The 24873-nt window shown below is 39.9% G+C and carries 18 protein-coding genes, 28 tRNA genes and 5 rRNA genes; 4 read left to right on the top strand and 47 right to left on the bottom strand.

Annotated features, from left to right (window positions below; translation table 11 throughout):
* Positions 1 to 78: 78 nt before the first annotated feature.
* From BJL90_RS11670 to BJL90_RS11550, 27 genes are all read right to left on the bottom strand, one after another.
* Positions 79 to 154 (bottom strand) — tRNA-Ala (locus tag BJL90_RS11670).
* Positions 155 to 337: 183 nt separating this feature from the next.
* Positions 338 to 1867, bottom strand: a 16S ribosomal RNA gene (locus BJL90_RS11665).
* Positions 1868 to 2420: 553 nt separating this feature from the next.
* Positions 2421 to 2497: transfer RNA gene (locus BJL90_RS11660), tRNA-Asp, on the bottom strand.
* Position 2498: 1 nt separating this feature from the next.
* Positions 2499 to 2575, bottom strand: a tRNA-Met gene (locus BJL90_RS11655).
* A gap of 27 nt (positions 2576 to 2602) precedes the next feature.
* Positions 2603 to 2678, bottom strand: a tRNA-Phe gene (locus BJL90_RS11650).
* Between the two features lie 8 nt (positions 2679 to 2686).
* Positions 2687 to 2763: transfer RNA gene (locus BJL90_RS11645), tRNA-Ile, on the bottom strand.
* Between the two features lie 12 nt (positions 2764 to 2775).
* Positions 2776 to 2852 (bottom strand) — tRNA-Pro (locus tag BJL90_RS11640).
* Between the two features lie 4 nt (positions 2853 to 2856).
* A tRNA-Ser gene (locus tag BJL90_RS11635) sits at positions 2857 to 2948 on the bottom strand.
* 22 nt (positions 2949 to 2970) lie between these two features.
* Positions 2971 to 3059, bottom strand: a tRNA-Ser gene (locus BJL90_RS11630).
* Between the two features lie 3 nt (positions 3060 to 3062).
* Positions 3063 to 3138: transfer RNA gene (locus tag BJL90_RS11625), tRNA-Lys, on the bottom strand.
* A gap of 4 nt (positions 3139 to 3142) precedes the next feature.
* Positions 3143 to 3219 (bottom strand) — tRNA-Arg (locus BJL90_RS11620).
* Positions 3220 to 3228: 9 nt separating this feature from the next.
* Positions 3229 to 3302: transfer RNA gene (locus BJL90_RS11615), tRNA-Gly, on the bottom strand.
* A 3-nt stretch (positions 3303 to 3305) separates the two neighbouring features.
* Positions 3306 to 3422, bottom strand: a 5S ribosomal RNA gene (gene rrf / locus BJL90_RS11610).
* 260 nt (positions 3423 to 3682) lie between these two features.
* Positions 3683 to 6744: ribosomal RNA gene (locus BJL90_RS11605) — 23S ribosomal RNA — on the bottom strand.
* Positions 6745 to 6909: 165 nt separating this feature from the next.
* Positions 6910 to 6985: transfer RNA gene (locus BJL90_RS11600), tRNA-Ala, on the bottom strand.
* Positions 6986 to 7168: 183 nt separating this feature from the next.
* Positions 7169 to 8698, bottom strand: a 16S ribosomal RNA gene (locus BJL90_RS11595).
* Together the 16S, 23S and 5S rRNA genes with 12 tRNA genes alongside form the textbook arrangement of a ribosomal RNA operon.
* A 445-nt stretch (positions 8699 to 9143) precedes the next feature.
* Positions 9144 to 9758: a class I SAM-dependent methyltransferase gene (locus BJL90_RS11590; RefSeq protein WP_070968089.1), complete on the bottom strand. Its 615-nt coding sequence runs from the start codon at positions 9756 to 9758 to the stop codon at positions 9144 to 9146.
* Between the two features lie 64 nt (positions 9759 to 9822).
* Positions 9823 to 10251 (bottom strand): SoxR reducing system RseC family protein, encoded by a 429-nt coding sequence (locus BJL90_RS11585; protein WP_070968086.1) that lies wholly within the window; start codon positions 10249 to 10251, stop codon positions 9823 to 9825.
* A gap of 85 nt (positions 10252 to 10336) precedes the next feature.
* Positions 10337 to 11038 carry a TIGR01906 family membrane protein gene (locus BJL90_RS11580; protein WP_236904902.1) on the bottom strand — a complete coding sequence of 234 codons (702 nt, stop codon included), beginning with the start codon at positions 11036 to 11038 and terminating at the stop codon, positions 10337 to 10339.
* Between the two features lie 27 nt (positions 11039 to 11065).
* Positions 11066 to 11482: a prolipoprotein diacylglyceryl transferase family protein gene (locus BJL90_RS22960; protein WP_250637585.1), complete on the bottom strand. Its 417-nt coding sequence runs from the start codon at positions 11480 to 11482 to the stop codon at positions 11066 to 11068.
* Entirely contained in the window at positions 11467 to 11958 is a 492-nt protein-coding gene (locus BJL90_RS22955; RefSeq protein ID WP_250637584.1) for a prolipoprotein diacylglyceryl transferase, read from the bottom strand. The genes BJL90_RS22960 and BJL90_RS22955 overlap by 16 nt, the downstream gene beginning before the upstream one ends.
* Before the next feature lie 185 nt (positions 11959 to 12143).
* Positions 12144 to 13565 (bottom strand): sensor histidine kinase, encoded by a 1422-nt coding sequence (locus BJL90_RS11570; RefSeq protein WP_070968083.1) that lies wholly within the window; start codon positions 13563 to 13565, stop codon positions 12144 to 12146.
* Between the two features lie 2 nt (positions 13566 to 13567).
* Complete coding sequence (locus BJL90_RS11565) at positions 13568 to 14260, bottom strand: response regulator transcription factor (RefSeq protein ID WP_070968080.1); 693 nt, start codon at positions 14258 to 14260, stop codon at positions 13568 to 13570.
* Positions 14261 to 14365: 105 nt separating this feature from the next.
* Positions 14366 to 14812 carry a hypothetical protein gene (locus BJL90_RS11560; protein ID WP_070968078.1) on the bottom strand — a complete coding sequence of 149 codons (447 nt, stop codon included), beginning with the start codon at positions 14810 to 14812 and terminating at the stop codon, positions 14366 to 14368.
* A gap of 556 nt (positions 14813 to 15368) precedes the next feature.
* On the bottom strand, positions 15369 to 15512 hold the full coding sequence (locus BJL90_RS21925; protein WP_156778767.1) for a hypothetical protein: 144 nt from the start codon (positions 15510 to 15512) through the stop codon (positions 15369 to 15371).
* Between the two features lie 9 nt (positions 15513 to 15521).
* Positions 15522 to 16670, bottom strand: coding sequence for a uroporphyrinogen decarboxylase family protein (locus BJL90_RS11555; protein WP_070968075.1), 1149 nt, complete (start codon positions 16668 to 16670; stop codon positions 15522 to 15524).
* Between the two features lie 24 nt (positions 16671 to 16694).
* A complete protein-coding gene (locus BJL90_RS11550) occupies positions 16695 to 17903 on the bottom strand; it encodes an MFS transporter (RefSeq protein ID WP_236904901.1) in 1209 nt (402 codons plus the stop codon).
* A gap of 347 nt (positions 17904 to 18250) precedes the next feature.
* On the opposite strand from BJL90_RS11550, the gene BJL90_RS11545 reads away from it, so the two are divergent.
* Both BJL90_RS11545 and BJL90_RS23185 read left to right on the top strand, forming a co-directional pair.
* On the top strand, positions 18251 to 18898 hold the full coding sequence (locus BJL90_RS11545) for a TetR/AcrR family transcriptional regulator (RefSeq protein WP_070968070.1): 648 nt from the start codon (positions 18251 to 18253) through the stop codon (positions 18896 to 18898).
* Positions 18899 to 18998: 100 nt separating this feature from the next.
* Positions 18999 to 19349 (top strand): class I SAM-dependent methyltransferase, encoded by a 351-nt coding sequence (locus BJL90_RS23185; RefSeq protein ID WP_156778766.1) that lies wholly within the window; start codon positions 18999 to 19001, stop codon positions 19347 to 19349.
* Here the strand turns inward: BJL90_RS23185 and BJL90_RS11540 are convergent.
* Positions 19302 to 19652, bottom strand: coding sequence for a hypothetical protein (locus BJL90_RS11540; RefSeq protein ID WP_070968068.1), 351 nt, complete (start codon positions 19650 to 19652; stop codon positions 19302 to 19304). The two genes, BJL90_RS23185 and BJL90_RS11540, sit on opposite strands and share 48 nt — an antisense overlap.
* A gap of 352 nt (positions 19653 to 20004) precedes the next feature.
* Here BJL90_RS11540 and BJL90_RS21915 point away from each other — a divergent pair, with 352 nt between their 5' ends.
* Together BJL90_RS21915 and BJL90_RS11530 are read left to right on the top strand one after the other, a co-directional pair.
* On the top strand, positions 20005 to 20349 hold the full coding sequence (locus BJL90_RS21915; protein ID WP_070968065.1) for a hypothetical protein: 345 nt from the start codon (positions 20005 to 20007) through the stop codon (positions 20347 to 20349).
* A 248-nt stretch (positions 20350 to 20597) separates the two neighbouring features.
* Positions 20598 to 21020, top strand: coding sequence for a hypothetical protein (locus tag BJL90_RS11530; RefSeq protein WP_070968061.1), 423 nt, complete (start codon positions 20598 to 20600; stop codon positions 21018 to 21020).
* 72 nt (positions 21021 to 21092) lie between these two features.
* Here BJL90_RS11530 and BJL90_RS23275 read toward each other — a convergent pair whose 3' ends face one another.
* The 19 genes from BJL90_RS23275 to rrf (BJL90_RS11435) form a co-directional block, all read right to left on the bottom strand.
* A complete protein-coding gene (locus BJL90_RS23275) occupies positions 21093 to 21356 on the bottom strand; it encodes a group II intron maturase-specific domain-containing protein (protein ID WP_070968059.1) in 264 nt (87 codons plus the stop codon).
* Between the two features lie 105 nt (positions 21357 to 21461).
* Positions 21462 to 21863, bottom strand: coding sequence for an arsenate reductase ArsC (locus BJL90_RS11520; protein WP_070968056.1), 402 nt, complete (start codon positions 21861 to 21863; stop codon positions 21462 to 21464).
* Between the two features lie 1270 nt (positions 21864 to 23133).
* Positions 23134 to 23210 (bottom strand) — tRNA-Arg (locus tag BJL90_RS11515).
* A gap of 9 nt (positions 23211 to 23219) precedes the next feature.
* Positions 23220 to 23294 (bottom strand) — tRNA-Cys (locus BJL90_RS11510).
* 8 nt (positions 23295 to 23302) lie between these two features.
* Positions 23303 to 23378: transfer RNA gene (locus BJL90_RS11505), tRNA-Lys, on the bottom strand.
* A 6-nt stretch (positions 23379 to 23384) separates the two neighbouring features.
* A tRNA-Gln gene (locus BJL90_RS11500) sits at positions 23385 to 23460 on the bottom strand.
* 21 nt (positions 23461 to 23481) lie between these two features.
* A tRNA-His gene (locus BJL90_RS11495) sits at positions 23482 to 23557 on the bottom strand.
* Between the two features lie 14 nt (positions 23558 to 23571).
* Positions 23572 to 23646: transfer RNA gene (locus tag BJL90_RS11490), tRNA-Gly, on the bottom strand.
* Between the two features lie 24 nt (positions 23647 to 23670).
* Positions 23671 to 23753, bottom strand: a tRNA-Leu gene (locus BJL90_RS11485).
* Positions 23754 to 23772: 19 nt separating this feature from the next.
* Positions 23773 to 23857, bottom strand: a tRNA-Tyr gene (locus BJL90_RS11480).
* A gap of 3 nt (positions 23858 to 23860) precedes the next feature.
* A tRNA-Thr gene (locus tag BJL90_RS11475) sits at positions 23861 to 23936 on the bottom strand.
* A 124-nt stretch (positions 23937 to 24060) separates the two neighbouring features.
* A tRNA-Asp gene (locus BJL90_RS11470) sits at positions 24061 to 24137 on the bottom strand.
* A gap of 11 nt (positions 24138 to 24148) precedes the next feature.
* Positions 24149 to 24224 (bottom strand) — tRNA-Val (locus BJL90_RS11465).
* Between the two features lie 7 nt (positions 24225 to 24231).
* A tRNA-Glu gene (locus BJL90_RS11460) sits at positions 24232 to 24306 on the bottom strand.
* A gap of 6 nt (positions 24307 to 24312) precedes the next feature.
* Positions 24313 to 24389: transfer RNA gene (locus BJL90_RS11455), tRNA-Met, on the bottom strand.
* 5 nt (positions 24390 to 24394) lie between these two features.
* Positions 24395 to 24470 (bottom strand) — tRNA-Met (locus BJL90_RS11450).
* Positions 24471 to 24475: 5 nt separating this feature from the next.
* Positions 24476 to 24564, bottom strand: a tRNA-Leu gene (locus tag BJL90_RS11445).
* A gap of 6 nt (positions 24565 to 24570) precedes the next feature.
* Positions 24571 to 24645, bottom strand: a tRNA-Asn gene (locus BJL90_RS11440).
* Positions 24646 to 24651: 6 nt separating this feature from the next.
* Positions 24652 to 24768 (bottom strand): 5S ribosomal RNA (gene rrf, locus BJL90_RS11435).
* Positions 24769 to 24873 lie beyond the last annotated feature (105 nt).

The following is a 24873-nucleotide window of genomic DNA, read 5'->3' as shown; positions in this document are numbered from 1 at the left end:
AATCGTCAAGAATATTATTCTATCAAATTCTTTTCCTTTTGTCAATCTTTTTAACATGGTACTTTCTACCATGTTCTTTGGTGGAGACGAGGAGAGTCGAACTCCTGACCCCCTGCTTGCAAGGCAGGTGCTCTCCCAACTGAGCTACGCCCCCACTTTGTTTGTAAAGGATGTTAAAAATTCTTCCATTCATTTTTTGTTGGTTTAAAACCATTGTCGTGGATTACAGAATTTTTAACTAAGCGACTAACACAAAATCTAAGATTTTGGTTGTCTGCTTATTGAGAAACAAAAGTCCCTCAAAATTAAACAGTATAGTAAAAGCCTTTCTCCTTAGAAAGGAGGTGATCCAGCCGCACCTTCCGATACGGCTACCTTGTTACGACTTCACCCCAGTCATCGGCTTCACCTTCGACAGCTCTCTCCTTTCGGTTAAAGTAGCTGGCTTCGGGCGCTTCCGACTCCCATGGTGTGACGGGCGGTGTGTACAAGACCCGGGAACGCATTCACCGCGACATTCTGATTCGCGATTACTAGCAACTCCAACTTCATGTGGGCGAGTTTCAGCCCACAATCCGAACTGAGACCGACTTTATGAGATTCGCTCCAGATTACTCCTTCGCTGCCCTTTGTATCGGCCATTGTAGCACGTGTGTAGCCCTGAACATAAGGGGCATGATGATTTGACGTCATCCCCACCTTCCTCCGAGTTGTCCCCGGCAGTCTCTCTAGAGTGCCCATCCGAAATGCTGGCAACTAAAGACAAGGGTTGCGCTCGTTGCGGGACTTAACCCAACATCTCACGACACGAGCTGACGACAACCATGCACCACCTGTCACTTCTGTCCCCGAAGGGAAAGCTTCTGTTAAAAAGCGGTCATAAGGATGTCAAGTCCAGGTAAGGTTCTTCGCGTTGCTTCGAATTAAACCACATGCTCCGCTGCTTGTGCGGGTCCCCGTCAATTCCTTTGAGTTTCACACTTGCGTGCGTACTCCCCAGGCGGAGTGCTTAATGCGTTAGCTGCGGCACTGAGGTTTGACCCCCAACACCTAGCACTCATCGTTTACGGCGTGGACTACCAGGGTATCTAATCCTGTTCGCTCCCCACGCTTTCGTGCCTCAGCGTCAGTTACAGTCCAGAGAGTCGCCTTCGCCACTGGTGTTCCTCCTAATATCTACGCATTTCACCGCTACACTAGGAATTCCACTCTCCTCTCCTGCACTCAAGCCAATAAGTTTCCAAGGCTTACTACGGTTGAGCCGTAGCCTTTCACCCTAGACTTTATTGGCCGCCTACGCACCCTTTACGCCCAGTGATTCCGGATAACGCTTGCCCCCTACGTATTACCGCGGCTGCTGGCACGTAGTTAGCCGGGGCTTCCTCCCGAGGTACCGTCATTTTTCTTCCCTCGAAACAGAGCTTTACGACCCGAAGGCCTTCTTCGCTCACGCGGCGTCGCTGCATCAGGGTTTCCCCCATTGTGCAATATCCCCCACTGCTGCCTCCCGTAGGAGTCTGGACCGTGTCTCAGTTCCAGTGTGGCCGGTCACCCTCTCAGGTCGGCTACTGATCGTCGCCTTGGTAGGCCTTTACCCCACCAACTAGCTAATCAGACGCGGGCCCATCTTGTACCAATAAATCTTTGGCTATTCTAAGATGCCTTAAAATAGCTTTATGCGGTATTAGCAATCGTTTCCGACTGTTATCCCCCTGTACAAGGTAGGTTACCCACGCGTTACTCACCCGTCCGCCGCTAACCTCATCATCTTCCACCCGAAGGCTTCTGATAAATCGGTTCGCTCGACTTGCATGTGTTAGGCACGCCGCCAGCGTTCATCCTGAGCCAGGATCAAACTCTTAATAAAAGTATTGTAACCAAAATCTTTGATTTTGTGTTAGCTACTTTGTTAGAAATTTTATGTTTCGTTTCCTTTGGTTTTTTATCACTAAAGGAAACATAAAATTTACAACTTCCTTAATTTCTTACCTTCTAAAAATTCATCAGAATCTTTCAGGTTGCTGGCTTAATATCTATACTGTTTAATTTTCAAAGACCTTTTTTTCTGCCGCCCTCGTTTGGCGACTTAACTACTATAGCACACTTTGCTATCTTATGTCAACACTTTTTTAAAAAAATTCTTTTTCATCTGTGTCGAACTTTCTTCTTTCCTGTCACCCCTTGCTGGCGGCGACTTTTACTACTATATCAAACTTTTCTGCTCTTGTCAAGTGGTTTTTAAAAAAATAATGAAAACATGCCCGAGAAAATTACTAGGATTAAGATAATATATAATTAAGATAATATATAATTAAGAACTTTTTACGGGGCTAAATCACTGACAATCTATGGTGATCTATCTCTTAGAAGAAAGAAGGAGAATTATAACTCCTTAAATAAAAAAAAGCCATTTTTGTAAATGGCGACCCGGAAGGGACTCGAACCCTCGACCTCCAGCGTGACAGGCTGGCATTCTAACCAACTGAACTACCGGGCCCTGGTAGCGGCAACAGGAATCGAACCTGTGACCTTTCGGGTATGAACCGAACGCTCTAGCCAGCTGAGCTATGCCGCCGTGTTTCATACGCATTTAAAATTAAAATGGTGCCCAGAGGCGGAATCGAACCACCGACACGGGGATTTTCAGTCCCCTGCTCTACCGACTGAGCTATCTGGGCAAATTTATTGGTGGGCTCAAGTGGACTCGAACCACCGACCTCACGCTTATCAGGCGTGCGCTCTAACCTGCTGAGCTATGAGCCCAATTATATTGAATGGTCCGGGTGGAGAGATTCGAACTCCCGACCCCATGGTCCCAAACCATGTGCGCTACCAAACTGCGCTACACCCGGAAAATGGCGGAGAAGGCGGGATTCGAACCCGCGCGCCGCTTACACGACCTAACGGTTTAGCAAACCGTCCTCTTCAGCCTACTTGAGTACTTCTCCTAGTAATTTACGATTGTTACATTGGCGGAGAGGGTGGGATTCGAACCCACGGCCCCTTTCGGAGTCACTGGTTTTCAAGACCAGCTCCTTAAACCACTCGGACACCTCTCCATTTGGTGATCCATCCGCGACTCGAACGCGGGACACCCTGATTAAAAGTCAGGTGCTCTACCGACTGAGCTAATGGATCTTTATGGCGTACCCACAGGGATTCGAACCCCGGACACACGGCTTAGAAGGCCGTTGCTCTATCCTGCTGAGCTATGGGTACATATTTAATTGGAGCGGGTGAAGGGAATCGAACCCTCGCGGTCAGCTTGGAAGGCTGAAGTTCTACCACTGAACTACACCCGCATCATATCGCAACGACCTACTCTCCCAGGCAGCTTCCCGCCAAGTACCATCAGCGCTGAAGGGCTTAACTACTGTGTTCGGTATGGGAACAGGTGTGACCCCTTCGCTATTGTCACGATATTAAGTAGATGACCAAAATCTTTAATTTTGTGTCAGTCACTTAGTTAGAAATCGATTGATTCCTTTCCTTCTTTTCATCAGAAGGAATCATGAGACTTTCTAACATCCTTTGTTGGTCACTTAGTTAGCGTTTCACGACGAATTTCATTGGGTTTTTTCTAATGAAAATTCCGTTGGGAATAAGCTAACACAAGCTTATGACCTATGTCTTATTTAATTTGAGGTATTATTCCCTCAAAACTAAACAATGTATGAGTATATTGGTCAAGTCCTCGACCTATTAGTATCGGTCAGCTTAATACATTACTGCACTTACACCTCCGACCTATCTACCAGATAGTCTTTCTGGGGTCTTACTCCTTTCGGATGGGAAATCTTATCTTGAGGGGGGCTTCGTGCTTAGATGCCTTCAGCACTTATCCCTTCCGTACATAGCTACCCAGCGGTGCCTTTGGCAAGACAACTGGTACACCAGCGGTACGTCCATCCCGGTCCTCTCGTACTAAGGACAGCTCCTCTCAAATTTCCTACGCCTGCGACGGATAGGGACCGAACTGTCTCACGACGTTCTGAACCCAGCTCGCGTACCACTTTAATGGGCGAACAGCCCAACCCTTGGGACCTACTTCAGCCCCAGGATGTGATGAGCCGACATCGAGGTGCCAAACCTCCCCGTCGATGTGGACTCTTGGGGGAGATAAGCCTGTTATCCCCGGGGTAGCTTTTATCCGTTGAGCGATGGCCCTTCCACTCGGTACCACCGGATCACTAAGTCCGACTTTCGTCCTTGCTCGACTTGTTGGTCTCGCAATCAAGCTCCCTTATGCCTTTGCACTCTTTGCACGATTTCCGACCGTGCTGAGGGAACCTTTGAGCGCCTCCGTTACTTTTTAGGAGGCGACCGCCCCAGTCAAACTGCCCGCCTGACAGTGTCCCAAAACCGGCTTACGGTTCATGGTTAGAACTTCAGTACTACAAGAGTGGTATCCCAACGTCGACTCCCCCAAGACTGGCGTCCTAGGTTCTAAGTCTCCCACCTATCCTGTACATCTAGTACCAAAATCCAATGTCAAGCTGCAGTAAAGCTCCACGGGGTCTTTCCGTCCTGTCGCAGGTAACCAGCATCTTCACTGGTATTACAATTTCACCGGGTCCATTGTTGAGACAGCGCCCAAATCGTTACGCCTTTCGTGCGGGTCGGAACTTACCCGACAAGGAATTTCGCTACCTTAGGACCGTTATAGTTACGGCCGCCGTTTACTGGGGCTTAAGTTCTGTGCTTCGGTTGCCCTAACACTTCCCCTTAACCTTCCAGCACCGGGCAGGCGTCAGCCCCTATACGTCGTCTTTCGACTTTGCAGAGACCTATGTTTTTGCTAAACAGTCGCTTGGGCCTGTTCTCTGCGACCGAAGTGTGCTTACAGCGCAAAAGCCTTCACACCCTTCGGCACCCCTTCTCCCGAAGTTACGGGGTCATTTTGCCGAGTTCCTTAACAATGGTTCTCCCGCTCGTCTTAGGATTCTCTCCTCACCTACCTGTGTCGGTTTGCGGTACGGGCACCTAGTTTCTCAATAGAGGCTTTTCTCGACAGTGTGGAATCAGTTGCTTCGCTACTTGTTTTTCGCTCCCCATCACCTCTCAGGATGTTGCTAAAACGGATTTGCCTGTCTTAGCTCCCTACTGGCTTAGACCCACTCAACCAACGGTGGGCTCAACCTATCCTTCTGTGTCACCCCATCTCTCAAACGATTCTAGGTGGTACAGGAATCTCAACCTGTTGTCCATCGCCTACGCATTTCTGCCTCGGCTTAGGTCCCGACTAACCCTGAGCGGACGAACCTTCCTCAGGAAACCTTAGGTTTTCGACGGGTAGGATTCTCACCTACCTCTCGTTACTCATGCCAACATTCTCTCTTCTATGCAGTCCACCACTCCTTTCGGTATAGCTTCAACCCACATAGAATGCTCGCCTACCACGCTGACGTAATCATTGCTACCTTCATAGATACGTTTGAGCTTAAGGTATTTGGCCAAAACTTTATTCTAACCTATCGGTTAGTTTTGGCTTAATGTCCTTTAATTTCTCTTCTATAAAAGTACTAATGATTACGTCAGCATCCATAGCTTCGGTGATACGTTTGAGCCCCGGACATTTTCGGCGCAGAATCACTCGACCAGTGAGCTATTACGCACTCTTTAAATGAGTGGCTGCTTCTAAGCCAACATCCTGGTTGTCTGTGCAACTCCACATCCTTTCCCACTTAACGTATACTTTGGGACCTTAGCTGATGGTCTGGGCTCTTTCCCTCTTGACCACGGATCTTATCACTCGTAGTCTGACTCCTGAAAATAAGTTAACGGCATTCGGAGTTTGATAGGTTTTGGTAACCGGTGAAGGCCCCTAGACCATTCAGTGCTCTACCTCCGTCACTCTCATTTCAAGGCTAGCCCTAAAGCTATTTCGGCGAGAACCAGCTATCTCCGAGCTCGATTGGAATTTCTCCGCTACCCACAGGTCATCCAATGACTTTTCAACGTCAACTGGTTCGGACCTCCACGAAATTTTACTTCCGCTTCATCCTGCCCATGGGTAGATCGCACGGTTTCGGGTCTATAGCATGTAACTTGTCGCCCTATTAAGACTCGGTTTCCCTTCGGCTCCGTACCTTCAGTACTTAACCTTGCTACATACCATAACTCGTTGGCCCGTTCTACAAAAAGTACGCGGTCACACATATAAAGTGCTTCCACAGCTTGTAGGCAAAAGGTTTCAGGTTCTTTTTCACTCCCCTCCCGGGGTTCTTTTCACCTTTCCCTCACGGTACTATGCGCTATCGGTCACTAGGTAGTATTTAGCCTTGGGGGTGGTCCCCCCTGCTTCCCACAGGGTTTCACGTGTCCCGTGGTACTCTGGATCATCCTCAAAGACCTTCAAAGTTTCGCTTACGGGACTTTTACCCTCTATGGTGGAGTTTTCCAACTCTCTTCAACTACTTTTATTCGCCCTCTATAAAGATGTCCGCAACCCCAAAAACTTAAGTCTTTGGTTTGGGCTCTTCCCCTTTCGCTCGCCGCTACTGAGGGAATCGATTTTTCTTTCTCTTCCTCGGGGTACTTAGATGTTTCAGTTCCCCCGGTCTACCTTCTATTACCTATGAATTCAGTAATAGATACTTGGACATTACCCCAAGTGGGTTTCCCCATTCGGACATCCACGGATCAAAACCTGCTTGCGGTTCCCCGTGGCTTTTCGCAGCTTACCACGTCCTTCTTCGGCTCCTAGTGCCAAGGCATCCACCCTTTGCCCTTAATAACTTGACCTTTAGTGAATTACTTCAGCTTTTTTCTTTCTCATAACATTCTCATAACATTGTTTAGTTTTCAAAGAACAATTTAGAACAATTTAAGAATCGTCAAGAATATTATTCTATCAAATTCTTTTCCTTTTGTCAATCTTTTTAACATGGTACTTTCTACCATGTTCTTTGGTGGAGACGAGGAGAGTCGAACTCCTGACCCCCTGCTTGCAAGGCAGGTGCTCTCCCAACTGAGCTACGCCCCCACTTTGTTTGTAAAGGATGTTAAAAATTCTTCCATTCATTTTTTGTTGGTTTAAAACCATTGTCGTGAATTACAGAATTTTTAACTAAGCGACTAACACAAAATCTAAGATTTTGGTTGTCTGCTTATTGAGAAACAAAAGTCCCTCAAAATTAAACAGTATAGTAAAAGCCTTTCTCCTTAGAAAGGAGGTAATCCAGCCGCACCTTCCGATACGGCTACCTTGTTACGACTTCACCCCAGTCATCGGCTTCACCTTCGACAGCTCTCTCCTTTCGGTTAAAGTAGCTGGCTTCGGGCGCTTCCGACTCCCATGGTGTGACGGGCGGTGTGTACAAGACCCGGGAACGCATTCACCGCGACATTCTGATTCGCGATTACTAGCAACTCCAACTTCATGTGGGCGAGTTTCAGCCCACAATCCGAACTGAGACCGACTTTATGAGATTCGCTCCAGATTACTCCTTCGCTGCCCTTTGTATCGGCCATTGTAGCACGTGTGTAGCCCTGAACATAAGGGGCATGATGATTTGACGTCATCCCCACCTTCCTCCGAGTTGTCCCCGGCAGTCTCTCTAGAGTGCCCATCCGAAATGCTGGCAACTAAAGACAAGGGTTGCGCTCGTTGCGGGACTTAACCCAACATCTCACGACACGAGCTGACGACAACCATGCACCACCTGTCACTTCTGTCCCCGAAGGGAAAGCTTCTGTTAAAAAGCGGTCATAAGGATGTCAAGTCCAGGTAAGGTTCTTCGCGTTGCTTCGAATTAAACCACATGCTCCGCTGCTTGTGCGGGTCCCCGTCAATTCCTTTGAGTTTCACACTTGCGTGCGTACTCCCCAGGCGGAGTGCTTAATGCGTTAGCTGCGGCACTGAGGTTTGACCCCCAACACCTAGCACTCATCGTTTACGGCGTGGACTACCAGGGTATCTAATCCTGTTCGCTCCCCACGCTTTCGTGCCTCAGCGTCAGTTACAGTCCAGAGAGTCGCCTTCGCCACTGGTGTTCCTCCTAATATCTACGCATTTCACCGCTACACTAGGAATTCCACTCTCCTCTCCTGCACTCAAGCCAATAAGTTTCCAAGGCTTACTACGGTTGAGCCGTAGCCTTTCACCCTAGACTTTATTGGCCGCCTACGCACCCTTTACGCCCAGTGATTCCGGATAACGCTTGCCCCCTACGTATTACCGCGGCTGCTGGCACGTAGTTAGCCGGGGCTTCCTCCCGAGGTACCGTCATTTTTCTTCCCTCGAAACAGAGCTTTACGACCCGAAGGCCTTCTTCGCTCACGCGGCGTCGCTGCATCAGGGTTTCCCCCATTGTGCAATATCCCCCACTGCTGCCTCCCGTAGGAGTCTGGACCGTGTCTCAGTTCCAGTGTGGCCGGTCACCCTCTCAGGTCGGCTACTGATCGTCGCCTTGGTAGGCCTTTACCCCACCAACTAGCTAATCAGACGCGGGCCCATCTTGTACCAATAAATCTTTGGCTATTCTAAGATGCCTTAAAATAGCTTTATGCGGTATTAGCAATCGTTTCCGACTGTTATCCCCCTGTACAAGGTAGGTTACCCACGCGTTACTCACCCGTCCGCCGCTAACCTCATCATCTTCCACCCGAAGGCTTCTGATAAATCGGTTCGCTCGACTTGCATGTGTTAGGCACGCCACCAGCGTTCATCCTGAGCCAGGATCAAACTCTTAATAAAAGTATTGTAACCAAAATCTTTGATTTTGTGTTAGCTACTTTGTTAGAAATTTTATGTTTCGTTTCCTTTGGTTTTTTATCACTAAAGGAAACATAAAATTTATAACTTCCTTAATTTCTTACCTTCTAAAAATTCATCAGAATCTTTCAGGTTGCTGGCTTAATATCTATACTGTTTAATTTTCAAAGATCTTTTTTTCTGCCGCCCTCGTTTGGCGACTTAACTACTATAGCACACTTTGCTATCTTATGTCAACACTTTTTAAAAATTTTTTACCTATGTCTATTTTTCTGCTTTCCCACCATTCCCACTTAGCGACACTTTTACCACTATACCACATTCCCACTTTGATTTTTCATTGTTTTGCCTCTAAAATTGTTTTGCCTCTAAAATTCATCTATTGGTCCTCCTTGGCTATTCGTTTTAACAAAATAGTACAGTTGCTTTATTTTGTTATTTCTATTTTCTTTACTATATCCTTCCATAAATTAATCACCTCTACATTTTTAAATCCTGCTAAACCTATGTTTTCCTCCGTGCGTCTATTGATATTAGCTCCATAGAGATTTACCGTAACAGGATTCATAAGATCCATGAATAATCCTACTACCTTTTTTTCGCTTCTTACGTGTTCTATCAAAACCACTTTCCCTCCAGGCTTCAATACCCTTCTTACCTCTTGAAAACCTTTAATTGGATCTGGTACAGAGCAAAAAACGCAGGTAGCAACAATATAATCAAAACTATTATTAGGAAAATCCATTTTTTGTGCATCCATCTCCCTTAATTCTACTTGTTTACCTAACTTTTGAGCCTTTTCTCTAGCTTTTTTTAACATATTAGCGCTGAAGTCAATGGCAGTCACTTCAATGTTATCATGGTAATATTCAATGTTCTTACCAGTTCCTACCCCTATCTCTAATACTTTACCCTGTGATCCCTCAAAAATTGATTTTCTCCATTTCTCTAAAGCCATTTTTTCCATAGGACATTCTAATAAATCATACACCTTTGCAATACGATTATATCTTTTTCGTATTTTATCTGTTTGAATATCCATGGCATAGTCGTCCTTTCTCAATTCGTTAGTTAGAATCTGCTAAAATCCTTAATAAGTGATATAGTTAACTCATAATGTGACTTATGACTATTTCCATCTCTTTTCCCTCTTTAATTTTTTTATCTTTATAGCTTATGAATACATAGGCTAATGCGAGCATTAAAAAACCAGCCCCAGCAGCAATTAACTCCTTTATGTTCCCATATCCTAAGTATTCTGCACCTAGTAGGCCTGCCGCAATGCCAAAAAACATTCCTAATAAGGGAATCAAATACACTAAAAAAGCAGCCTTGATTACCTTTTTACTCTCTAACTTTAACTTTACATACTGCCCTACTGACGCATTAGCATGGTTTTTTGCTGTTACATATACCGCCGTAGGAGTACATCCTCCTTTACAAGAAGCACAATTTTCTCCACAAGCACTAGCCCTGCGAATTTCAACAATAGCCTTATCTCCTTCTAGAGACTTTATCAATCCTATCTTTTCCATAAACATCCCTCCTTTTGGTTTCTCTAGTTTTTTCATAATATCTAAAAACAACTTGCGTTTCTCAAATATATTATTTCTTCCCTTATTACTTAGCTTTCCATATAGTCTGGCTTCGATAAAAAGTGTAGCCTAAAGCTGCAATAGCTATTATACTACTTACAAATAAGCCAATTATTTTAACAGCTGTATCATAGAAAAAAGCCTCTGGAACCATTTGTATCAATATTTCTGTCTTAGGATCTAAAATCCAGAGGTCATTATCAAAGAAAATTACATGAAAGTAGGTAAAGTACTTATTAAAATCAAAATACATTAGTAGTAAAAAAAGTCCCAACAACAAAATATTTCCTATACCTGTATAAAATAACGTCTTCGATAGATTTTGTTTCCACCATTTATCCTTCATCACTAAAAGTATAACGAATAATCCCATAAAAATTAGACCAATATTTCTAACAGCTTCTCCCTTTATAAATAGTTCTTTTACATCAATCATATGAAGTCTTTCCCGCTCCCCAAAAACTTCTCTTTCTTCTCCTTTGACAATTGCCCTAGTATCTAGCACATCTTTCTCATCCTGTAGGTAGTTCAACAAATCCCTCATAACATACTCAAGATTCTCCTGATCCATTCCTGTTTCATTAGAGATATCATATTTCTCAAAGGAGTTTCTATAATGACCCATATTAAAGGCTATCATCTGGATACTGGTCAACAGAGTAACAATAGATAACAGTACTCCAATCGTCGTGTAAATTATCCAATACTTTGATTTCATTATGCTCATCTCTTCTCCTCTAATTAATTTTATAGATTAAAAACTATGAATAAAATAGTAGAAAGCTACGGATATAATTATAGCTCCTAAAATAATAGCAAAGCTCCCCCAATCCAATTGTCTATTAACAATTGCGTTACTTCCCACACTTGATTGTAGGTTATGATACTTTTTCTTTAATATCATCATTGCTACAACAGCAATTAAAATAATTCCCAGACTAAATAGATGTGCAATGGATATAGGCCCCAGAATCATCGGATTGGTTCTAAAGAATTCAACGATAAATCGATTGATTGAAAATCCAATAATATAGGTGAAGAATATTTGTCCGTCATATTCTGTATTTTTTCTTTTATTCCACAAAATGAGAAATAGAATATAATTCAATATTGCCTCATAAATTTGAGCAGGGTGTAGTAGTTGCCCTCCAATCTCTATCCCCAAAACCAACTTCTACTCATAGGAATCCCAAACACATCACAGCCCACCCGGCCTATTGCCTGTCCCATAATAATGGCTGGTGCAAAGGCATCAGCAGTTTTCCATATAGGAATACTTTTCTTTTTCATATACCAAAAACCAAATGCTGTCCCAATAATCAAAGAGCCTTGAATAGATAAACCTCCCTGCTGCAGCATGAGAATTTCCTTTAGATTTCGGATATAATAGGCTGGATTAAAAGCCAATATATAATTTAGTCGAGCTCCTATAACGCCAAATATCACTGTATATAAGGCTAGGTCTATCAGTTTTTCCTTATCTAATCCCTTTCTTTTTGCCTCTGATAGCATTATAAAAAAACCTACTAAGATTCCTAATGCAATGGTTACTCCAAATAAATGAATCGAAAACCCTCCAACATTAAATAATAGCTTCATCTTCTTATCTCCTCTCCTAGCTCCTTCTTCATTTTTTTTAAAGTCCATAACAATATCTAGCTCCTTCTATATATAGCAATATTCATGCCAAAAAAAAACAACCCCACTAGGGGCTGACTGCCATGCAACAAATTACTGTTTTTCAATCTTACGTTTTTCCCATTGAGCAAAAGAAGTATACCTATTGATTTTCAAGGGTTTTTCTACTGTGTATGATTATGCTCTGTTCTAATTTATCCTTTGCTTGGTAATAAAATAGTAAATTTTGTTCCTTTTCCCTTTTTACTTTCTACGCTAATCCTCCCCCCATGAGACTCAATCAAATTTTTTGTAATGGTTAGTCCAATTCCAGTTCCACCTGTTTTACGATTCCTTGATATATCGCCTCTATAAAATCTTTCAAAAATATAAGGAAGATCCTCATGCTCTATGCCACTCCCCGTATCTTCAACTGTAATCTCGATTTCTCCTCTTTGCTCTACCATACCTACATTTACTGATCCTCCGCTATTTGTAAATTTAAGAGCATTTGATAGAAGGTTCATGAATACTTGTTTTATTTTATTCTTATCTGCATAAATATAGATGTCTTGATCAATGGCATGATGAATGATAATCCCTTTGTTTTGAAATTGATATCGAAAACTCTCTATAATTTCATTTAAATCCTTTGATAGGCAGTACTGCTTCATTTCTAGGGTTAGCTTATGGCTTTCTATGTCCGTTAAATATTTCAGCTCCTCCACAAGTTTAATTAACCTGATAACTTCGTTTTTACATATGTCTAATTTATCTTTGGTAGGTTCCCATATACCATCACTCATAGCTTCAATATGACTTTGCAATACAGTTAATGGCGTTCTTAATTCATGAGATATATCAGAGGTTAATCTCTTTCTTAATCCTTCTTGGTCTCCTAGGGATTTGGCTAGGTGGTTGATTGATCTAGAGAGTTCTTGAAGTTCTAGTACATTATTGGGTATTTCAATCTTAGTATCTAACTTACCTTGTCTTATATGATTTGCTGCTTCAGTAATTTGTAAGATTGGTCTTGAAAAAACTTTTGATGAATACATTCCTAAAAATATTGCAGCAACAACTGAAATAATTGCTCCATAAAATATGGAGATATTTATTCCTCGCGCAAAAACTATCTCTCTCTCTGATACTAGAAAAGGACCGATAAATCCAATGCTTATTTTTCCAATACTTTCATTATTAAATAACAAATCATGTTGATCTATCGTATAATTTTCACCCCGTGAGTTATTCCTCATCATGCCAAAATGGTTCCTTCCCATCATTCCTTGACCCATTTTCCCCATCATCTCATTATGCATTTGAATCATTGTGCTTTCCATATAATGAGTAAATATAAGATGATCTTCTGCATCTCTAATATTAATATCGAAGTTATCGATAAGAGGAGATAGACGAATGTTCTCCAAAGCCCCCTCTGTCCAACCATTATGGAAGGCATAGGATTGTTCTACCAATTGAACTACTTCCTCTAGTCTCTTGCCCTGTTCATCTCGCATATATAAATCAAATTTACGAAACAAAGTAATATTGGTAATTATACTTACTAAAACAATAGAGAAAATAGCCCCTCCCAAAATCATCAAAATGAATCTGCTTCTTAGTTTATTAAACATGCTTATTCCCCCATAAACTTGTACCCTACGCCATATACAGTTAAAATGTACTTCTTATTTTTATCTTCGATCTTGTGTCTAACATTTTTAATATGAGTATCAATTGTTCGATCATAACCTTCGTAGTCATATCCCAATACCTTAACAACGAGTTCTTCCCGAGTAAATACCTTACCTATATTTTGTGCCATAATACTTAATATTTTATATTCAGTATTCGTTAAGTCTACTAATTTTCTTTGCTTTTTGGCTTCCATTTTATTCAAATCTATGGTTAAATCCCCATTATAAAAATCTAATATATTTGCCTTTATTTTTTCAGTTCCTGTTCTTCTCAATATAGCCCTTACCCTTGCTACTAGCTCCTTGGGACTAAAGGGTTTTGTCAAATAATCATCAGCGCCAATATCTAAGCCATAAATTCTATCGGACTCTTCGACTTTTGCGGTTAACATCAATATAGGAACTTGGGATTCTAATCTAATTTTTTTGCAAACCTCTTCCCCCGATAAATCAGGCAGCATTAAATCCAAGATTATAAAGTGAATCATCTCATGATGGAATCTATCTATAGCTGCATTTCCATTATAAGCGGTGAAAACGCGATAACCTTCCTTCTCTAAATAGGCCTTTACTACACTGACAATACTCTCCTCATCATCTACAACGAGAATATTTTTCTCTGGATAATCCATGGACTCTCCCCCTTCCACTTTCGTCTAAAATTTATTTTCCTATAATAATTATATCCAGTATCTTTCAATACTGGATATAATTATTATTTTACCCTATTTTTATTATTAAAAACGATGCATCGTATTTCCCATCCTATTAGACTTAAAACCATTGCCTCCCATCATAGCATTATGCATATTTATCATTTCTTCTCTTCCTATGGATTCCATCATCCTGGACATATTACCATAGCCATTTTCCTGCATTAATGTAAGCATTTTCTCATAATCTTCATCTGAGAGATTCCTCATAAATTTATTCATTGATTGAAAGTCACCCTCTTCCATTCTCTTAGCCATATCTTCAAAACCATTTTCCTTCATGATTTGGAGCATTTCTTCATTGTTGCTGCAATGACTATTATTTCTTCTAGGTACTGATTCTTCAATTACAATCTTTTCTTGTTCGTTACTCAATCTCTCACCGCTTGTTCCTTGAGCGAAGACATATCCCCCTACAGATACTGCTGTAATCATTGCTACACTTACCATTAATAATACTTTTCTTTTCATAATTTTTTCCTCCTTTTTTAATTCTTAAATTTTCTAAGCAAATTCTTTTTCTCACTTTTATTTTAAAGGAGGATTTTGAAGAAATTATGAAGATTATGACTTGCCTAATATAAAACCACATAAAAAAGGATAGCCTAAACCATCCTATTACTTTATTATAAATTAGATCTTTTCCTGCCTTTAGCTAATCATTTCATTTAAGTATCAAGAGATTTCTAATTCTATGCACCTATATAATTTACAGAACAATAAAAAGAGAGCTTATTCAGGCTTATAACTTCCAAACACCTGAACAAGCTCAGTAAGAAAATCTTCAAAAATTTTAAGTTATATTACAACATAAATAGAATATATTCCTCTCCTAAGTGTCTTTCCCCTGCCCAATTTGAGGGGCTTAGTTCATAAAACTTGCTTAACCTTGTTTCTAGCTTTGTTGGCATCTACTTTTTTATTATTTCCACTGTTTACTTGACAGAAAGTAGTCACCATCACGATTGTAGTTTTTTATCTTTTAACTTTATTTCTCAAATCAATTTAAATAAAGCTTAATTTAAAGTTAGTACATCAAACCCATGATAAAGGCAAATAATGCATCTTCAACATTGTTAAGTGGGTTCTTCACAATATTTTCTTCTTCTTTCTTATAATTTTCAACAGGTTCATCATCCCAATACTTTAATATTTCACTTTTAATCTCCATAATAACCTCCTATTTATATACACCATATTCATGAACAAATTCACTTACAGCAATTAAGTTTTCTGGTTTTGCATCTGATAAACTTAGAATAGATTTATCCATACAGAATAAATATCCTCCTCCAGGTGCAGCTTTATCTAGAATTTCTTTAGCTTTGTCAATACATTCTTGTTTTGTATTTAATCTAAGCATTGTTATAGGGAAGTTTCCCATAATGCAAAGTTTCTTGCCGATCTTTTCCTTAACAACCCCTAAATCATCTTCTTCGAAATATGCAATGACACCTGTAGGTAACTCCTGTAAATAATCATAGTATCTTGACCAATTCTTTTCAAAGAAAATCTGAATAGTATATCCGTCATTAACAAGATCACAAACAAGCTTCTTAAACGATGGCCAGTATAACTTTTCAAAATCCTTTGTTCTCATATAGGATGGCATATGTAGCGGCATAAACAAGGATGGAATTGTAGCGGGGTTTGGATTTAAAATTTTAGCTAATCTGTACATTAAAGGTGTAGTTGCTTCAACAGCCTCTAAGAGCTTCTCTTGATTTCTTCTTATATCCATGGAAACACCAGTAAATCCTCTTAGTAAATCAGCAACAAAATCGAAAGGTGCTTCTATAGCTCCTCGACGGATATTGATTACGCCATGTTTTTTTTCTACTGCTGCACATCCAGCAAGGTACTTGCTTTTGACTTGATTTTCAGAGATCATAGCTCGTAAATAATTTAAACTTCCTTCAAATCCATCTGCGGCTAGTTTAGGGTAAAGACGGGGAACAACTTTACTTACAATACATTTAAATGGGTCAGTAATATATTCATCATACTCTTCTACTAATAATCCAGAGACCTCAGGATGTTGCACAAAATCATCCAGTTCCCTAGGTACATATGCCCTAGAACCATTTGTCTTGTATATTAATGGGAATCTCGGCATATTTCCACCTGCATCACAATAAATATCCGTATACATCTTATCCGTAGCTTTTACAATAAGCTCTGGATCCCATAATGCAGTTTTCAAGTCATATCCTGCATATTCTATGGCATACGAAGGTTCTGCTTTACTAATAATGGGAACTCTTTCAGGTTGTTGACACATAATAGCTTTTTTAACCATCTCAGTGCGTTGTTCTGCTGTTAATTTCATTTTGTCCTCCTTTAAAATAATATATTATAAATTTAGATTCGTATGTTGTTGTTTTGATTGTTTTATAATCAATAAAAAGAAAATTCCGATAATAGGACTTGCTCCTAGAGAATACCATACTGTGTTAAAGTTGCCTGTAATATCAATTGTCCATCCTAAAATAGCTGGTGCAATTATTGAGGCAAGTTGAAACATGAAGTTTTGTACACCCATTACAGATGCAGCTAGCTCTTTATTTACAAATTTTAAAACTAGAGAGTTAAGATGTGCGTTAGGCAGATAACTACACAATCCAAACAAGAACCCTATACCTCTTAATGCACCTAGTTGTGACTGATTTCCAAAAGTTATTGCTACCCCTGCAATGATTACATATACTGCAATTAAAAAATTACGCTGATCCAAATTAAACTTCTTAACAATCAAGCCAGTTATTATAGATCCAATTATTCCCCCTACACTGTAAAGGGTCATTACACTAGCAGCTTCTCCTCCAGCAAATCCTAAATTAGCTAAATGTGCATTTGCCCATGTTGCTGTTCCGAGAGCTACAAACATGTAAAAGAATCCTGAAAGACCTATCCCAATTAAATTCCTTGTTGTGAAGAATGTCTTGATACCGCTAAAAAATGTAATTTTCTTTTGAGATGTAGTTTCCTTTTCCTGAGGCTTTACTAATACAAATACTATAACTGCTATAATTATGGTAATAATACCTACAACCCTAAACGCTCCTTGCCAACCAATAGAATTTAACAATGCTGCACCTAATTGATTTGCAATCAGTAGTCCTAACGTAGGGCCTGTAAGAAGAATACCGAAGGCAACACCACTTTCACTTTGATCAAAATTGTCTGCAATTAACCGTGTGCAACAAGCCATAACACTTCCAGCTCCAAGACCAGTCATTAATCGAAGTGCAAATCCTACTGAATATACAGATATTAATGACATACCTACAGTGGCTAATCCCCCCACCAATAAACTTAATGATAGCGTAAATTTTACACCAAACTTATCCGCCCACACGCCGCCTGGTATTTGAGTAATGACATAACCAATATAAAATGCAGACATATATGCCCCTGATTGAGCAGCGCTCAAGTTCAGTATTGGTGCTACAGTTGAGATAAGCGGAGGCCATATAAATCTTGTCATGAAGGTCACAGTAAAACTTAATACCATCAACACTAGATAAAACCACTTTGCATTGTTGCTCTCAACATGTTTCAACTCCATTCCTCCTTTGTAAATTATATTATTTTTATAATTTATATTATAATGAGCAAAATTACATTTGTCAATTTAAAAAATTGATTTTTTATAAAAAAAGTCAACTTTTTAATTAAAATATATTCATATATTCAATTTATTTGAGTTTTAAAATTGATTAATTGTATAAATAATTAATATCTCAGTATAGAACCCTTGTTTTTAATTCATATTTTCTATGACAATACCTTAAAGATGATTTTTGAGATTCATGTCAAACCTCTTTGTATTTTCTCTATTGTGTATTGTCTAGCAAGCTCTTTTATGTTAATATAAGTGAAAATCAAATTTTAGAACGGGGTAAAAAATTGTACAAAAAAGGACAGAACAAAAAAGAAATTATATATATGAATGCTAAAAAACTTTTATATGAAGTTGGCTATACCAATACTACAATTAAAAAAATTGCCATCGCTAGTGATGTACCTGTAAGTCTTGTTCATTATTATTTTGAAAAAAAAGAATCTATTGTCAAATCTATTTATTATGATTTCGTAAATAATGTCGACTTTTTTTTATATCAACAAAAACCTGAAATTTTTAAAAACAGTATTTTATCTCATACAGTTAGCAGTAGAATTTATTATGATATCATCCTAAATAATGAAAATAATCGAAGAGTATACTATGAGATTTTAAAAAACAAGTCAAACTATAGTATTCTAGATAAGTACGCACTTAAAATTTATAAGAAGTACATAGAAGATAATAATATCATCATTACAGATGAATTATTAAAGTCATATGTATTCATGAATTTCGGTGCTAGACGAGAATTATTTCTTAATTATTTTGAAGGGATAATAGATCTTCCTATTCAAGAAATTGTGACAATTATAAATGGGTTAATGCCAAGAATGTTGAAAATAGATCAGTATTTTATCGATAGTCTAATGATTGATTCCATCAGTATCTTTAATTCACTAGATTATAGCAAAATCAAATTTTTAATATAATTTATAGATAAATAATACAAATACTGAAACTTGCGGCGCGACTTCCCTTTTTCACCTCTGTAACCAGAGGTCTTTTTGACGATACGGCAGAATTCACTTCATGTTACGACCTTTACCCTCGAAATATAATCCTTCCCATATCTTTGTATTTAAGCCTATTAAAACGATCAGTATTCAATATTTCTTCTCTTGTTGGTATCCGAAAAGCTGTAGAGGGTGGCTAATTATGAGGGCAGCTAAACAGTATCAGGTTAATGTTCTGGGAATTACTCTAAGTGAGCAACAATATTATGAAACCAAGCGAAGGATACAGAAAGTATTCTCCTTGCAAGTTTCAAAAGGAAACCATTTATTATACTCCACTTTCCCTGCATCTATTACAGCGATATTGCTGGACTTCTTTTTAACTTGCTCTAAAAAAAGCAGTGTGCAAGCACTGTGGATTTTCTAGCTCTCCAATATTCATTTGATTTTCTAAGAAATCCACTTGGTTTTCTGGCAACAGGTCAAATACCTGATCCCAGTCTTCATGCTCAAGCCTTGCCAGTAATTTTTCAAAGCTAGTAAACATATCCTCAATCATTTGCTCCGGAAACAACTCATCAACTGTATCCCACGTTAGCATAAGCCCCTCTTCACTTTCATAAGTTTGAAAATCCAGCCATACTTGAGGCATTTGGAAAATCATATAAGAGAATTTTTCAATATGTGTTTTGAATGATTCGTTGATTAGCGGAATACCTAAATTACACACAAAAACAATTGGCGCCGTGCGATTCTCCGGTCACATAATCTTCTACACAAAACCCTGCAGAAGTATTTGTTCCTTTCATCCCTTCGGAAGATTGTTTTCTTTGGGCCCATATTACCGCTCCCTCTAGAGACTGTAGCATCTAGGAAAAATTTCAGGACATGGCTTAGGTAATTAATGAGAAGGATTTAGAAGATATTTGTGGAAACATATAATTACTAAATAATAAATAGATAGTTATATACATTTGCTGTGTTTCATTAGAAACTGAACAAAAGTAAGGGAATTAAAGCTGTTGGAAAGTTAGACAAAAAACACAAGTAAGCTACTTAATAATTAGTCAGGGGGTATATATATGTTAAACTCAGAATACAAAAAAGAAGCCATTGCAAGATTGGGGCAGGCCTCCAATCACTACCAGCAAACCTATAATAACACTATGGATGAAATTGTTAGTTTGCATGACAAAAGAATTGATGCAGCGAAAGTAATAAAAGATGTCGAGAAGTTCATAAATTCTTTAGCAAACACCCCAAAAGATTATGAAAAGACCATTATTGATATTAAAGTCAATCGTCAGAAATTTGAAGCTGAAGTCCATAGACTAGAACTTGAAAGCAAGCAGGCTAATAAAGTTAGTGGCGGCATAGTGCAAGAAAGGCTTTACTTGCATTGGCAGGTCCTGTCGGTTAGACCATAGGAGGGGCAGCTTTGGTAGGTGGTGGCCTACTAGCCGATAGCAAAAACAAAAAAATTGCTGAAAAAGCAGAAGAAGAAACAAAAAAAAGTAAAAATTGAAACAAACAATCTATTTAAAATCTACGTCAAAGTAAAAACTGTTGCTACTGAGACAAGAGAAATGTCTGAAAAACTTAAACTTATAACTTATATGGTGATAATTTTCCAGCAAAAATATTTTGCGGTTTCTGCAACTGGATTGGCCACATCATGTCCGGTATGGCAGGCAGTTCTGGAGGACGAGGCCAAGCAACAGGTCGTGGCTCTGGTGTACCCATTCCTTTTATGCAGCTATTTCTGTTATGTAACTTTGGTGAATTGCTAGTTGAACAGCATCGTCAGACCCTTGCTACTGTTATGACACAAGTGTTCCAGAATGGTTATGATGCTCGCTTTGGTGCTGCAATGACCATTCCTATTCTTGTGAATGAGCTGATGATTCATACACTGTGGGTTATAAAGCAACGTTTCTATGAGAAAAAAGATTGGAAAGATTGCATCCCAACAGATAAACACGCTGATCTTCGTATGATGCTTCTTATTGGACATGGGACTTTATGTTTGATGGATGGTGCTGATGCAGCAATTCGATCTGGTGGAAATGCGGTTGCCTTTATATTACGACTGACTTGATCGCTTGGGTACGACTTATTATACTGGTTTTTAAAGAAGTACGTATTCGCTATGGGGATAAAATACTGCTTGTTAGAATAATATAAGCCTTGCCAGAAAGGAGCTTCCTTTTTCACTTAAGATAGTAGTGGTAGTAGAATAGAGATAGATCCCCCTACCCCTTTCATTGAACCATACGTACGAGTTTCCCTTTGCCCATTTCCATAGCTTATACCAAACATAACTATCTAAATGATTAAAAGCTTTGCTAGCTTTAATCCACCTATAATAGTTATCCCAGCCATTTATTATAGGATTTAGTCTTTGGATGAGTTCAAGGCGGTTAGAAGCCCTCATTTACTTGACAATTAACTTTCTTTCTGCCTCCTTGATTACACCAGCGCTGTATATTAAGTTAAAATAACTTTTGAAAAAGTCTATTTCGAAAGACTTTTCTATCGTTTACAATTCCCTATTTTCCACTCTCTTAATTAAATCCTCCACCTTACTCTTAATGATATCTCTTGTATTTCTAAAGCCTTCCATTGGTCCTCCAGATGGATCCTCTAGCCCCCAATCTTCGCTATGGCTACATGGCACAAAAGGACACACTACGTTACAACCCATGGTAATGAGGATATCTACTTCCTCTGGAATATCTGTTAGTAGCTTAGGATAATGTAGGCTCATATCAATACCTGCTTCCTCCATAACTTCAACTGCTCCTGGCTTCACTTCAGGATAGTGTTCTGTTCCAGCGGAATATACCTCCAACACATGACTTCCTAATTTCTTAGCCCATCCCTCTGCCATTTGTGAACGACAAGAATTATGAACACATACAAATGCAACCTTCTTCTTCATTTTAATTCCTCCTCGTAGCATTTTATGAATAACCCTCCAGGATCAATTTTTTCCACTTAAATAACTTTGAAACAGAAATAATAATTTCTTCTCGCTCTTCTTTCAGCTCCTTAGAGTAGTATAGTACTACTTTCGCTAAATGATATGTTTTGTAGTCCTCCAGACTACTTTGGGGCTTACCTAGGTGTATTACAGGTACGCCTACTTTACGAGAACGACATCACCCCTTTTTACTGTACCTTATCATAGCAAATCCGCCATTTTCCAAGATATATTGAATAGCTTCTTTATCTATAATAAATCTATAATAACTTTCACAAATCGTCCACCTACCCTTTAATTTGACTACCATTGCATTTTTATAGTCCTTAATAATATCGTTACAAATACATTTTTCTTTAGAAAATTTAGATCATAGATGAATTTCTGTAAAACTATAGAATTTTCACATGATAGAAAATGGTCGTTTGGATTAGGACTAATCTCTCCATAAATATTACTGAAACATAATTTTCCTCAGAAGAGTACTTTTGAAATAAGTAGTCTATCTTATCTACTAAGTCATAGTATTTACGTTTTGCCCTGTATTACAATTGTCTTTACATATAAATACATTTAAATATATCTATATGTAATTTTATTTATTTTTTATTTCCTTGTCAATATAAATTTGAATAGTTTACATAAAGATAACATAAGTATTACCTCATAGTATCCAAATAATAATCAACCTTTCTTCGAAAAATAAAAGCCCTAGATACCATAACTTAGGGCAAATATACACTCTATTAAAACTTATATTTTCTTAAAGGGAAGCTAATTCCAGTCCTCACTTTAAGGTTTCATAAGTATATCCATTCACTTTATATTCTATCAACTTCTCAATATCCTTTAGAAATTTTCTATACTAGACGATTATATGACGGTATCCGTGTAGGTCAAAGCTTGGTTTTCGCCCTCTAAACAAGGGTGAGTAGGTTGGATATTTTACTCCACAAACCATCACTTGTGGAAACCCCATAGTCCAGTTGTCAAGGAACTTAATTTTATTGTAACTTATTTGTTGTCTATCAGCAAGTGCTATCCATCTCCCCCTATGGAGGATAGGAGAATTTCGCGCATTAAGTTAAAAAAACTAAACAGATTAAAAGGTTAAAACCTCCGTCTATAGTGATACTTTTATACCCTGAAAAACGCTAAAAAATATATTTTTTTCGAAAATAAAAAAACAAAACCTGCTGATTCCAACTATTAGCAGGTTTTGTTTTTTTGGTGCGCCCAGAGAGATTCGAACTCCCGACCTTCTGATTCGTAGTCAGACACTCTATCCAGCTGAGCTATGAGCGCATATTTTTTTGGAGGCGACACCCAGATTTGAACTGGGGAATAAAGGTTTTGCAGACCTCTGCCTTACCACTTGGCTATGCCGCCACCTATTTTGGTGATCCATCCGCGACTCGAACGCGGGACACCCTGATTAAAAGTCAGGTGCTCTACCGACTGAGCTAATGGATCTCGTTTTGGCTGGGATAGCAGGACTCGAACCTGCGAATGACGGAGTCAAAGTCCGTTGCCTTACCGACTTGGCTATATCCCATCATTTGTATGAATTTTCTAGTGGGGTGGATGATGGGATTCGAACCCACGCATGCAGGAGCCACAATCCTGTGTCTTAACCGCTTGACTACATCCACCATATACATAAAAATGGAGCGGAAGACGGGACTCGAACCCGCGACCCTCGCCTTGGCAAGGCGATGCTCTACCACTGAGCCACTTCCGCATAATAATTTCTATATAGTTTAATTGGTGCGGGTGGAGGGACTTGAACCCCCACGGTCGCCCGCTAGATCCTAAGTCTAGTGCGTCTGCCAATTCCGCCACACCCGCATGTGTGTTATATATATTATGGTGGAGGGAGAAGGATTCGAACCTTCGAAGTCGTCGACAACAGATTTACAGTCTGCCCCCTTTGGCCACTCGGGAATCCCTCCAGTTGGAGCTGGTGATGGGACTCGAACCCGCAACCTGCTGATTACAAATCAGCTGCTCTGCCAATTGAGCTACACCAGCAAGTTTATTAATAATGTTCTTAGCTTTTTCGCAACACATTTTACTTAAGTTGAACCATTGAAATGTGTTTCGAAACGCTAAGTAAGTGATCAACACAAAATCAAAGATTTTGGTTGTCTACTTATGGCGACCTGGAAGGGACTCGAACCCTCGACCTCCAGCGTGACAGGCTGGCATTCTAACCAACTGAACTACCAGGCCGCGTATTTTCATGGTGGGCGCAACAGGACTTGAACCTGTGACCCCCTGCTTGTAAGGCAGGTGCTCTCCCAGCTGAGCTATGCGCCCATTTTTTTGGTGACCCCTAGGGGAATCGAACCCCTGTTACCGCCGTGAAAGGGCGGTGTCTTAACCGCTTGACCAAGGGGCCAAAATGTGGTAGCGGCAACAGGAATCGAACCTGTGACCTTTCGGGTATGAACCGAACGCTCTAGCCAGCTGAGCTATGCCGCCAAATTTGGTTGCGGGGACAGGACTTGAACCTGCGGCCTCCGGGTTATGAGCCCGACGAGCTACCAACTGCTCTACCCCGCGTTATTTGGTGCCGAAGACCGGAATCGAACCGGTACGATCTTGAAGGACCGCAGGATTTTAAGTCCTGTGCGTCTGCCAGTTCCGCCACTTCGGCTTTTTTTGGCTCCAGAGAGAGGACTCGAACCTCCAACCTACCGGTTAACAGCCGGGTGCTCCACCATTGAGCTACTCTGGAACTTCTATATCGCAACGACCTACTCTCCCAGGCAGCTTCCCGCCAAGTACCATCAGCGCTGAAGGGCTTAACTACTGTGTTCGGTATGGGAACAGGTGTGACCCCTTCGCTATTGTCACGATATTAAGTAGATGACCAAAATCTTTAATTTTGTGTCAGTCACTTAGTTAGAAATCGATTGATTCCTTTCCTTCTTTTCATCAGAAGGAATCATGAGACTTTCTAACA

This window comes from Clostridium formicaceticum (genome assembly GCF_001854185.1).
Taxonomy (GTDB): Bacteria; Bacillota; Clostridia; order Peptostreptococcales; family Natronincolaceae; genus Andreesenella; species Andreesenella formicacetica.
This window is presented reverse-complemented; position numbering and strand designations above follow the sequence as displayed.

Coding starts and splice junctions, on each gene's coding strand:
- BJL90_RS11590 (WP_070968089.1), bottom strand. CDS start 9,758: ATGGATATTCAAACAGATAAAATACGAAAAAGATATAATCGTATTGCA.
- BJL90_RS11585 (WP_070968086.1), bottom strand. CDS start 10,251: ATGGAAAAGATAGGATTGATAAAGTCTCTAGAAGGAGATAAGGCTATT.
- BJL90_RS11580 (WP_236904902.1), bottom strand. CDS start 11,038: ATGAGCATAATGAAATCAAAGTATTGGATAATTTACACGACGATTGGA.
- BJL90_RS22955 (WP_250637584.1), bottom strand. CDS start 11,958: ATGGACTTTAAAAAAAATGAAGAAGGAGCTAGGAGAGGAGATAAGAAG.
- BJL90_RS11570 (WP_070968083.1), bottom strand. CDS start 13,565: ATGTTTAATAAACTAAGAAGCAGATTCATTTTGATGATTTTGGGAGGG.
- BJL90_RS11565 (WP_070968080.1), bottom strand. CDS start 14,260: ATGGATTATCCAGAGAAAAATATTCTCGTTGTAGATGATGAGGAGAGT.
- BJL90_RS11560 (WP_070968078.1), bottom strand. CDS start 14,812: ATGAAAAGAAAAGTATTATTAATGGTAAGTGTAGCAATGATTACAGCA.
- BJL90_RS21925 (WP_156778767.1), bottom strand. CDS start 15,512: ATGGAGATTAAAAGTGAAATATTAAAGTATTGGGATGATGAACCTGTT.
- BJL90_RS11555 (WP_070968075.1), bottom strand. CDS start 16,670: ATGAAATTAACAGCAGAACAACGCACTGAGATGGTTAAAAAAGCTATT.
- BJL90_RS23185 (WP_156778766.1), top strand. CDS start 18,999: ATGTTACGACCTTTACCCTCGAAATATAATCCTTCCCATATCTTTGTA.
- BJL90_RS21915 (WP_070968065.1), top strand. CDS start 20,005: ATGTTAAACTCAGAATACAAAAAAGAAGCCATTGCAAGATTGGGGCAG.
- BJL90_RS11530 (WP_070968061.1), top strand. CDS start 20,598: ATGTCCGGTATGGCAGGCAGTTCTGGAGGACGAGGCCAAGCAACAGGT.
- BJL90_RS23275 (WP_070968059.1), bottom strand. CDS start 21,356: ATGAGGGCTTCTAACCGCCTTGAACTCATCCAAAGACTAAATCCTATA.
- BJL90_RS11520 (WP_070968056.1), bottom strand. CDS start 21,863: ATGAAGAAGAAGGTTGCATTTGTATGTGTTCATAATTCTTGTCGTTCA.